Source organism: Chamaesiphon sp., assembly GCF_041737865.1.
Taxonomy (GTDB): domain Bacteria; phylum Cyanobacteriota; class Cyanobacteriia; order Cyanobacteriales; family Chamaesiphonaceae; genus Chamaesiphon.
The window spans coordinates 1-8730 of sequence record NZ_JBGSQZ010000089.1 but is presented as its reverse complement, the minus strand read 5'-3'; the positions used below and the strand labels follow the sequence as shown (position 1 = coordinate 8730).

The 8730-nt window shown below is 44.8% G+C and carries 8 protein-coding genes and 1 pseudogene; 4 read left to right on the top strand and 5 right to left on the bottom strand.

Features of this window, described 5'->3' with window-relative positions; translation table 11 throughout:
- Nucleotides 1-215: 215 nt before the first annotated feature.
- The 3 genes from ACEW9J_RS06455 to ACEW9J_RS06445 are packed head-to-tail and all read right to left on the bottom strand — an operon-like array spanning nucleotide 216 to nucleotide 1683.
- The gene (locus tag ACEW9J_RS06455; RefSeq protein WP_373544314.1) at nucleotides 216-482 is read right to left on the bottom strand and encodes a hypothetical protein; all 267 of its coding nucleotides are present in this window, start codon (nucleotides 480-482) and stop codon (nucleotides 216-218) included.
- Nucleotides 483-502: 20 nt separating this feature from the next.
- The gene (locus tag ACEW9J_RS06450) at nucleotides 503-1087 is read right to left on the bottom strand and encodes a GNAT family N-acetyltransferase (protein WP_373544313.1); all 585 of its coding nucleotides are present in this window, start codon (nucleotides 1085-1087) and stop codon (nucleotides 503-505) included.
- Nucleotides 1084-1683 carry a DUF6088 family protein gene (locus tag ACEW9J_RS06445; RefSeq protein WP_373544312.1) on the bottom strand — a complete coding sequence of 200 codons (600 nt, stop codon included), beginning with the start codon at nucleotides 1681-1683 and terminating at the stop codon, nucleotides 1084-1086. The genes ACEW9J_RS06450 and ACEW9J_RS06445 overlap by 4 nt, the downstream gene beginning before the upstream one ends.
- Before the next feature lie 186 nt (nucleotides 1684-1869).
- On the opposite strand from ACEW9J_RS06445, the gene ACEW9J_RS06440 reads away from it, so the two are divergent.
- The 3 genes and pseudogenes from ACEW9J_RS06440 to ACEW9J_RS06430 all read left to right on the top strand — a co-directional run bounded on the left by ACEW9J_RS06440 (nucleotide 1870) and on the right by ACEW9J_RS06430 (nucleotide 6844).
- Entirely contained in the window at nucleotides 1870-6261 is a 4392-nt protein-coding gene (locus ACEW9J_RS06440; protein WP_373544311.1) for a DEAD/DEAH box helicase, read from the top strand.
- Between the two features lie 25 nt (nucleotides 6262-6286).
- Nucleotides 6287-6334: pseudogene (locus ACEW9J_RS06435) on the top strand (hypothetical protein); the annotation flags it as partial.
- A 120-nt stretch (nucleotides 6335-6454) separates the two neighbouring features.
- Nucleotides 6455-6844: a hypothetical protein gene (locus ACEW9J_RS06430; protein ID WP_373544310.1), complete on the top strand. Its 390-nt coding sequence runs from the start codon at nucleotides 6455-6457 to the stop codon at nucleotides 6842-6844.
- Between the two features lie 164 nt (nucleotides 6845-7008).
- Here the strand turns inward: ACEW9J_RS06430 and ACEW9J_RS06425 are convergent, their stop codons facing one another.
- Nucleotides 7009-7737, bottom strand: a complete 729-nt coding sequence (locus ACEW9J_RS06425) for a hypothetical protein (RefSeq protein ID WP_373544309.1) — start codon at nucleotides 7735-7737, stop codon at nucleotides 7009-7011.
- Between the two features lie 386 nt (nucleotides 7738-8123).
- Between ACEW9J_RS06425 and ACEW9J_RS06420 the strand changes: the two genes are divergently transcribed.
- The gene (locus tag ACEW9J_RS06420; protein ID WP_373544308.1) at nucleotides 8124-8378 is read left to right on the top strand and encodes a hypothetical protein; all 255 of its coding nucleotides are present in this window, start codon (nucleotides 8124-8126) and stop codon (nucleotides 8376-8378) included.
- Nucleotides 8379-8514: 136 nt separating this feature from the next.
- Here the strand turns inward: ACEW9J_RS06420 and ACEW9J_RS06415 are convergent.
- The coding region (locus tag ACEW9J_RS06415) for a hypothetical protein (RefSeq protein WP_373544307.1) at nucleotides 8515-8730 on the bottom strand (216 nt) is incomplete at its 5' end.

Genomic DNA, 8730 nt, shown 5'->3' with positions numbered 1-8730 from the left:
AGAATGAGATCTTTGAAGGAATACAAGAAAAGCTTAGAAAACCATAACTTACAATGAATATTGCCAGTTTTAATAACTCCGTCCATCGATTGGTAAGCCAGATTCGCTCGATACCTCATCAATCGATCGAAGGCGCAAAATAGATATTTAGAGTATCGAGCATAAGAAAATAAGTTTGAGGATGTCTGTCAACAGATTGCCAAATCATGCGATCGTTAGCTTGCCACTCTACCAGCCAAACGCTCCTGAATTTGCATTTGAAAACTAGCCGCCACCTCCTCAATTTCCTCTGAAGACATCACATTTCCAAACTGCTCGTTTAGAAGATCGATAAACTTATTGTGACTGCCTGGATATAGGGCTAGCTCCATTACCTTATCCAAATGAATACCCCAATCAGGCCCCGCGCTGATATCACACCCACACTCTTCCTCTAACTTAGCCATCTCACGGGCTTCCTCTTCAGTAATTTGAAATCTCATAATTTCCTCCATTCCCCTATTTAATTATCCACGTCAATCTCTGTGCGCCGATACCATTCAAAATAAGTCAAATTATCTTTTTCTGCATCCGCACCCCCGTCGATCAGCCCCATCTTGCGATAAAACACCTCGGCATTAGGTAAAGAATGCAATCCTACCAACCCTCCATAATTTAACTCTTCACTGCGGAGCCGCGCAAACCGGAGTAAAGCTCCACCCACTGCTCGAAATCCATTTACATCTGGGTTCAAGCTGCGATTCCACGGTGCTGTTGCCAGTGAATGAACATACACCAGTCGGCGCGTTGGCTCGATCTGCGATCGATAGCCCCGGATCTGAATCAGCATCATTCCCTGAGTCAACTGCTCACATTCGATCGCATAGCCTTCATATAGTCCCATCCCACCAGCTAGATAAATTCGTTGTTTCTGCTCCCAATCCCAATATTGGTCTTCATCTGCTGTGGTTCTCAGTCGTTCCCGCCAGACTATTCTGAAATCATCTAAATGCTTTGTCGTTAACGGAACTAATGACCCTACTACCGAGGCGGCATCTCGTACTCGAATTAACCGCACTTCATCCCCATCGCTGGTCAAATCGCTCATACAGCCAAATCCAAATCACTACAGACCTTCCTGGCGATCGATGCCATCCAACCAGGTAACAGATCGAGATCTTGCAGCAGGTCTTGTTTCACACGATCAGGCAGCTTTGCCCGCATCAAAGCGATCGTATCTGGCGCAGACGCGATCGCTTTATCCAACCATAAAACCGCTGCTACAAACTGACCACCTGGACGATCTGCCCAAGCAATAACCTTTGGACTAACGTGCTGGAGATAAACCTTCCGGTTGCCCACTTGCACCGTTTTAGTCTTACCACTACTGATATAAGAGGGTCTGGCAGGCACGGCATTCGTTAAGCCCAGAGCATTGGCAACTGCGATACCATTGGGCATTAATTGAATCCGATCCCGTCTACTTATAGCTTCGATCGTCGCATCCAGATTCGGTGGTGCAGAACCCTGCAAAATTTTGCTCTGGCGGGGAAAATCATAAAAACCCCGCCCGATTCGCCGCAGCTTGCCACTGACAACCAATCTAGATAATGCTCGATCGATTGCCGCACGACTACCCAAATCGAGAAAATCTTTGGGCGTAAATACCCCATTTCCGCGACCCCGCACTCGAACTTTGTCCATAACTCGATCTGCTGTACTCTTGATGGCTACTGAATTAAAGCGATTTTTTCTGTCAGAATAATACCGTATTTTATAAGCAGTGGCAAGCGTGTAATTACGGTCTATTTGCTATCTAAGCTATCATTTTGGTCACTTTAGCCTATGGTCGTGGGCATATTAAGACTACATCGCTACAAGAAGCCTCCCATGCTCGACATCTTCGCCCTCCGCAACCAAATTATCGACGACTATCACCGCTACATCGATAGTTTTCTCAATATCCGCGATCGCAAGGTCAAAGCATTTGTCGATGAAGAATTAGACAAGGGCGAACTATGGAAAGATCCCCTGATTCAACTAAACCCAGCCTATCAAAGGGGCGCAAGTATTAGTGAATTGATTGCCCAGAATATCCTCCATCCTGACTGTAGTAAGTACTTCCAGAACTTCCAATTTTATCAGCACCAAGCTCAAGCATTCGTCGCTGCCCAAAGTCAAAAGCCTTATGTTCTCACCACCGGAACGGGTTCGGGCAAAAGTTTGAGCTATGTCGTCCCGATTATCGATGATATCCTCCGCAACCCAGAGATTAAGGGCGTGCGGGCGATTCTAGTCTATCCGATGAATGCCCTGATTAACTCCCAAAAAGAGGAGTTCGATAAATTCCTCAAAAAAGTTGCCAATTCTCCCATCCGTGTCGAACAATATACCGGACAAGAAAAGACAGAACGCAAAATCGAGATTCAAAATAATCCACCCCAGATTATCTTGACTAATTATGTGATGTTGGAACTGATGCTGACTCGCGTCCATGAAGCCAAATTCGTTGAGTCACCAGATCTAAAATTTCTAGTCCTCGACGAACTCCATACCTATCGGGGGAGACAGGGTGCAGATGTCGCCATGCTGGTGCGGAAGCTCAGACAGCGAAGCGGACGAGATCTGCTCTGTATCGGTACTTCAGCCACGATGTCTACCGAAGGAGATCGGGAGAATCGCCGTCAAACTGTGGCGGGTGTAGCGAGTAAACTATTTGGGATGGAGGTGACAACGGAGAATGTCATTGATGAAACCTTAGTACGAGCAATTAAACGCCCTGAACTAACAGCTCAAGAGTTGCGGGATTGTATCTTAGCTGGCTTACCAGCAGAGAAAGATCGCACTTTAGATGGATTCCAAGCCTATCCCCTTAGTGCCTGGATAGAGATGAATTTTGGACTAGAGAACAAACCCTCTGGATTGGAACGCCGTCAACCGATTTCTCTCAAGGAAGGAGCAGAGCAATTAGCGGAAATTACCCAGTTATCGATCGAGAAATGTACCAAAGTCCTCCAAGAGATGTTTCTCTGGGGTAGTAAAACTAAAGGATTAGCATTCCGACTCCATCAATTTATCGCCCAAGGGGGTAGTGTCTACTCAACTTTAGAACCGAAAGACAAGCGGTTTTTAACCTTAGAAGGGCAATATACAACGACTAACGATCGACTCCTATATCCGCTAGTTTTCTGTCGGGAATGCGGTCAAGATTATTATGTGGTTAAGTTCGATCGAGATAGAGAATTAATTACACCATTGCTGCCTAACTCGATCGATGCTGATGATGATACGGCAGATATTCCAGAAGGCTATCTCACCCTCGACGAGGCAGACTTATGGAGTGCAGAACATCTCGATAGTTTGCCAGATAACTGGTTTAAGGAAACCAAGAGAGATGGACGAGTATTAAAGAAAGAACACGAAAAATATAACCCGCAGCAATTATTTGTGTATCCTAATGGGACGATTGCTCTAACTGGAGTCGGAAATGGTGAAAAACCTACACCTTGTTGGTTTATTCCCCGTCCATTTAAGATTTGTCTAAACTGTAAAGTCGTCCACAACGGACGCAAAAATGAATTTACCAAGCTCTCTCGTCTGAGTAGTGAAGGGAGAAGTACTGCAACTACCTTATTATCGATTTCCACCGTCAGCAAACTCAAAGCATCTCTCCCTTCAGATTCAACCGCTGCCAAAGTTCTCAGCTTTACCGATAACCGTCAAGATGCTTCCCTTCAAGCCGGACATTTTAATGATTTCGTTCAAACTTCCTTCCTCAGAGCGAGTTTGTATGGAGCATTAAAAACAGCAGGAGCACTAGATCAGAGCCAGTTAGCGGCGGCGGTGGTCAAACAGATGAGTTTAGCTCAAGCAGATTATGCCGAACAACCTGCTGAGTTTGGGGTTGGTAAGAAGAGAAATGAAGAGGCTTTCACTCAATTAATTGAATATCGATTGTACGAGGATTTACGACGCGGTTGGCGAATTGTTCAGCCTAATTTAGAGCAGTGTGGGTTATTGCAGATCGATTATTTAGATCTAGATTTGGCTTGTGCGAATACAGATCTATGGTCTAAACATGCCGATTCAATTCTACTTAAAGCCACACCGGAGGAACGATACCGAGCAATTTTACCGCTCCTTAATCTACTCCGTAAAGAACTCGCGATCGATGCTAAATTTCTCCAAGCTGAGGGAATTGAAGAACTCAAACGCAAGGTCAATCAAGCCCTGAAAGAACCGTGGACGATCGGTGAAACAGAAAATCTCCCCTCAGCATCGTGGGCGAGTCTGACTAAAGGCGAACCGAAAGATCGAACTAAAAATAAAGTTAAGTTAACAGCTACCAGTAAAATCGGTAAATTCCTGCGCTCTCCCGCTGCTTGGTCGTGGTTGAATGAGACACTAAAAACTGATGTTTACGATCGACTAATCCATAATTTAATTAATGCTCTGTGCGATTCTGGCTATCTCACTCAAGAAGGTACTGATGTCCAACTACGAAGTGATTCGATTGTTTGGCAAGGTTGTAAGCTCGGATCGATCGCACCAGATTTATTAGAGAATAGATATTCAGCTACAGAACAGGTGGAATCTCGCCCAGTTAACAAATTCTTCCAAAAATTCTACATCGAAACTGCTGCCCAAATTCGCCACATGCGCGGGCGCGAACATACCGGACAAGTCCCCAATTATCTCCGCCAAGAACGGGAAGAGGAGTTCCGCCAAGGTAAACTCGCCACCCTCTTCTGTTCCCCCACGATGGAACTCGGCATCGATATTTCCGACTTGAGCGTAGTGCATCTGCGAAATGTCCCGCCATCACCTGCAAACTACGCCCAACGCAGCGGTAGAGCCGGAAGAAGTGGACAAGAAGCAATGGTAATCACCTACGCCGCCGCAGGGAGCGGACACGACCAATATTTCTATCGCCATCAAGCTGCAATGGTCGCCGGAGCGGTTGCGCCACCAAAGTTAGAATTAGCCAATCAAGATCTGATTAAATCGCACATCTACTCAGTCTGGCTGGGTTTAGCTGGGGTGCAATTTGGCGATTCGATGAATCAAATCCTCGATCTCGAACAACCCAAATACCCACTCAAAGTAGATCTCCACGCTCAGTTAGAGCGAATGGCGCAACCCATATTCCACCACAATTGCGTCAACGCCACTCGATCGATCCTCTCCGATACTTTTTGTCAAACCGATCTAAATCGCGTCTCCTGGTATAGTCCAGAGTGGTTAGAGCGAACGATTAGCAATGCCTTAACTGAGTTTGACAATTCATGCGATCGCTGGCGAAAGCTCTATGATGATGCTGTCACCCAGATGGCTGAGGCGCAACGAATTCTCCAGAAAGTCACGGCTGGAAATGAAGCTAAAGAGGAGAAAAATCGGGCAGATCGATCGTTCCAAGAAGCCAAGCACCAAATCGATCTCCTTGTTGGACAAGGTGCGGGTAAAAACAATAGCCAGTTTGAATTCTATCCCTATCGCTATTTCGCCTCCCAAGGATTTCTTCCTGGGTTCAATTTCCCCCGTCTCCCGATCTATACATACCTGCCTAATGGCAAAGATCGTGGCGAATACATTTCTCGTCCCCGTCATTTAGCGATTCGAGAAATGGCTCCTCAAAATATCCTTTATCACGAGGGGAATAAGTTTAAAGTCGATCGCACCAAACGCTATACCCAAGGCATTGACAGCCGTTATCAGACCCTAGTTATTTGCGATCGCTGTGGCTATTTTCATCCTAAATTAATCGATGTCTGTGAGAACTGCGGCAATAAACCAACTAGCGATCGCAGTGGCAAACCCGCTGTAATCATGAGAGCATTGGAAATGGACACAATGTTCGCCAGACGCAAGGAGCGAATTACTTGCGACGAGGAAGATCGCCTCAAAAATGGTTATCAAATTAGCACCTGTTTCCAGTTCACCGAGGGACGAAAAGAAGTAGCTACCGTTATCGCCGCTGACGGCACACCATTACTCCGACTTACCTATGGCGAAACTGCCAACATCATGCGAATCAATCGCGGTTTGCGAAGTGAACAAGGCAATGGTTTCAGACTCGATCCTACCAGCGGACAATGGGAACCAACCATGAATAAGACCGATCCTCAGACGAATATTCAAACTGATGTTCATTTGACAGTCAAAGCGACTACTAATCTGCTGTCGATCGAACCATTAGATCTACCAGCAGAGCATAAAGAGTCATTCATTACTACCTTTCAATATGCCTTAGAGCGACCGCTTATTATTCTGGGAAGCCGCTGAAGGTGGTGCAGGAGTCCTCTCCCAAATCCTCGAAGATCCCCAATCTTTCCAAAAGTTAGCGGATTCAGCACGGGAAATCTGCCACTTTATCGAACACAAAGACAGTTGCGCTCAAGCTTGTTATGAATGCTTACTCTCTTACGGCAATCAATGGGATCATCCGCTATTAAATCGCCATACAATTAGCGACTTCTTGACTCAATTGCGCGGGAGTAAATTAGAGCAGCACTCGATCGGATTATCCCGCGAAGAGCAATATCAACAACTATTAGCCCAAACCGATCCCAATTCTGAGTTTGAACGGGTGGTATTAACAGCGATGTTCGATCGAGGATTGAAGTTACCCGATACCGCTCAAATGTATATTCCTGAAGCTAATTGCAAACCAGATTTTGTCTACAACAACGGTGTCAAAATTGCGATCTTCTGCGATGGTTCGGTTCACGATTCACCAGAGCGAAGACGACAAGATAAGATCGATCGGGATAATTTGCAGTATGTAGTCGGGTACTCAGTACTATCGATCGGGTATAGAGGGGGTTTACAGCTTGGATTGCAGGAGTTGGCAGCTATATTGGGGTGATTGATTCGATCGCAATACTCTCTTCCCGTTCTAAGACTATAGATTAACGTTTTTTCTATAACCTCTGTGCTTTCTGCGCCTCGGCGGTTAAAAAATAATCTGTAGACAGTAATGGAATCCAGGCATTATCTATACTCTTTTGGCGGGAAGGAAGTAACACAAAATTAATCCCTCCTAACTTGCATTGGGGAGGGAGAGATTAGAAGGAATCGCTTTTGATTGTTGGGACTACAGTTATTTGAACAGAAACTCTTGTTTGGCTTGGAGTTGGGATATAAGGCAGCAATTTTATTTTGATTGGATTTAATATAATCTAGTAATCGACTTTGGTTGATTTTTGATTGCTTCATTAATTCATCCAGTTCAGGAGCAACAGCACAGCCACCATGAATTATGGATTCTAGAATGTCTTTGTGGCTAGCAGATTTAACACATGAGAAGCTAATTGTCTGAACGTTTCCATTTTTCAAATTAAAAGTAAATTCAATATCGGCTCCTTTTTCGCTAAATGCAGTTAGCGTTAGCCCGCTAAAAGGAAGAGCAATTTTATTGTTGCAGAATGGAAAAATACCATCTAGACCTCTAATACCTGCTTTAGAGACAAAGAGATAAACTAGTCCTTGTCCTAATGATGGTGTCCATTTTCTTTCCCCATTTTGAGCTTGAATCGAGGCAGAGGCTAGATCGATCGTTCCATCAGTCAAAGATATACTAGTTGATTGCGATCCTTCAATTAGCTTGATGTTGTTGACTACTGGATAATTTCCATCCTCAGAGCTAGGCTTTTGATTAGTATAGAACTCATCAATTTTCCCTTTGCCTTTATCTACTAAGCTTTTAACTCGATCGTCATTTTTTACTTCCTCAAGTTTTTCTTGAGCCTGTTTAACCACACCACTTACTTTTTCTCGTAATTACTCATCATTTTGGATTTCTGTTATTTTCTGCTGCGCTTTATCAGCGAACGACTTAAATTTACCTGCAAAGTCAACCATACAAAGCCTCAATAACAAAAGAACAGATTTCTAGTAACCACCTATCTATGTTTCCCCGAACGGAGTTCGGTCTAACATCTTGATACAAGTATCTACATCATTTAGCTCTCCTATAACCCCAAAATTCCCAACTCCTTTCACCCAGAACAAGCAGACTTAGCCGCTGCGATTCGGGCAGTGATCGATCGAGTCGTTGAGGCTTAGAGTCGATCGATCGGTTGAGACCGCTACCAGCCTAAGAATATGTCAAAATAAGATTATCCAATCCCCACGGATGAGAGTCTATGTTACCCATCAAACAACAACTCTTAGAAGCCATTGAAGCGGCCCCTGATGAAGTACTAGCGCAAACCCTATACTTCCTCACCAGCCTCTCCACCTCAGCAAACAAACCCACTACCACAACCAGTAAACTCGATCGCTTCTTAGAATTTCTGCAAGCTGAAGGATTCTACGAAGATGAACATATCCAAGAAGGTATGACTGAGATCGCAACGGCACACAGTTCATCAAAACTCATTTCCGGCTCTTCTCTTTGACAAGATTGTCAATCCTGTCTCAGTTCGTTTGCAAAAACCTCACTGAAAATTTTCAGAGAATTTTTTTAACAACGCCTTCCGCTCTCGCCCCAATCGCGAAAATAGCCCTCTCACCGCCTTCGATCGCAATCCATGTTTAAGTGAGTTTCGCGCTGCTTTTGCCTTTCCTACCGCGCTTGTTGGCCCCGTCGATCGTTCCCACGGACGCTGGTGGTAGATCGATAACTTCATTCGATCGCTCTGTTGTTTCCGTGCTTCCAAAGTCCACCGTGGCATAAGGTTGATTCTCCAATTGTTTCTGTAGTTCTTCAGTCTTGATGGCTAATTGATTTACTTGTTGTGCGATCGCATT

Bases quoted from the DNA above. Each gene is read 5' to 3' on its own strand.
- ACEW9J_RS06455 (WP_373544314.1), bottom strand. From the start codon at position 482: ATGAGATTTCAAATTACTGAAGAGGAAGCCCGTGAGATGGCTAAGTTA.
- ACEW9J_RS06450 (WP_373544313.1), bottom strand. From the start codon at position 1,087: ATGAGCGATTTGACCAGCGATGGGGATGAAGTGCGGTTAATTCGAGTA.
- ACEW9J_RS06445 (WP_373544312.1), bottom strand. From the start codon at position 1,683: ATGGACAAAGTTCGAGTGCGGGGTCGCGGAAATGGGGTATTTACGCCC.
- ACEW9J_RS06440 (WP_373544311.1), top strand. From the start codon at position 1,870: ATGCTCGACATCTTCGCCCTCCGCAACCAAATTATCGACGACTATCAC.
- ACEW9J_RS06420 (WP_373544308.1), top strand. From the start codon at position 8,124: ATGTTACCCATCAAACAACAACTCTTAGAAGCCATTGAAGCGGCCCCT.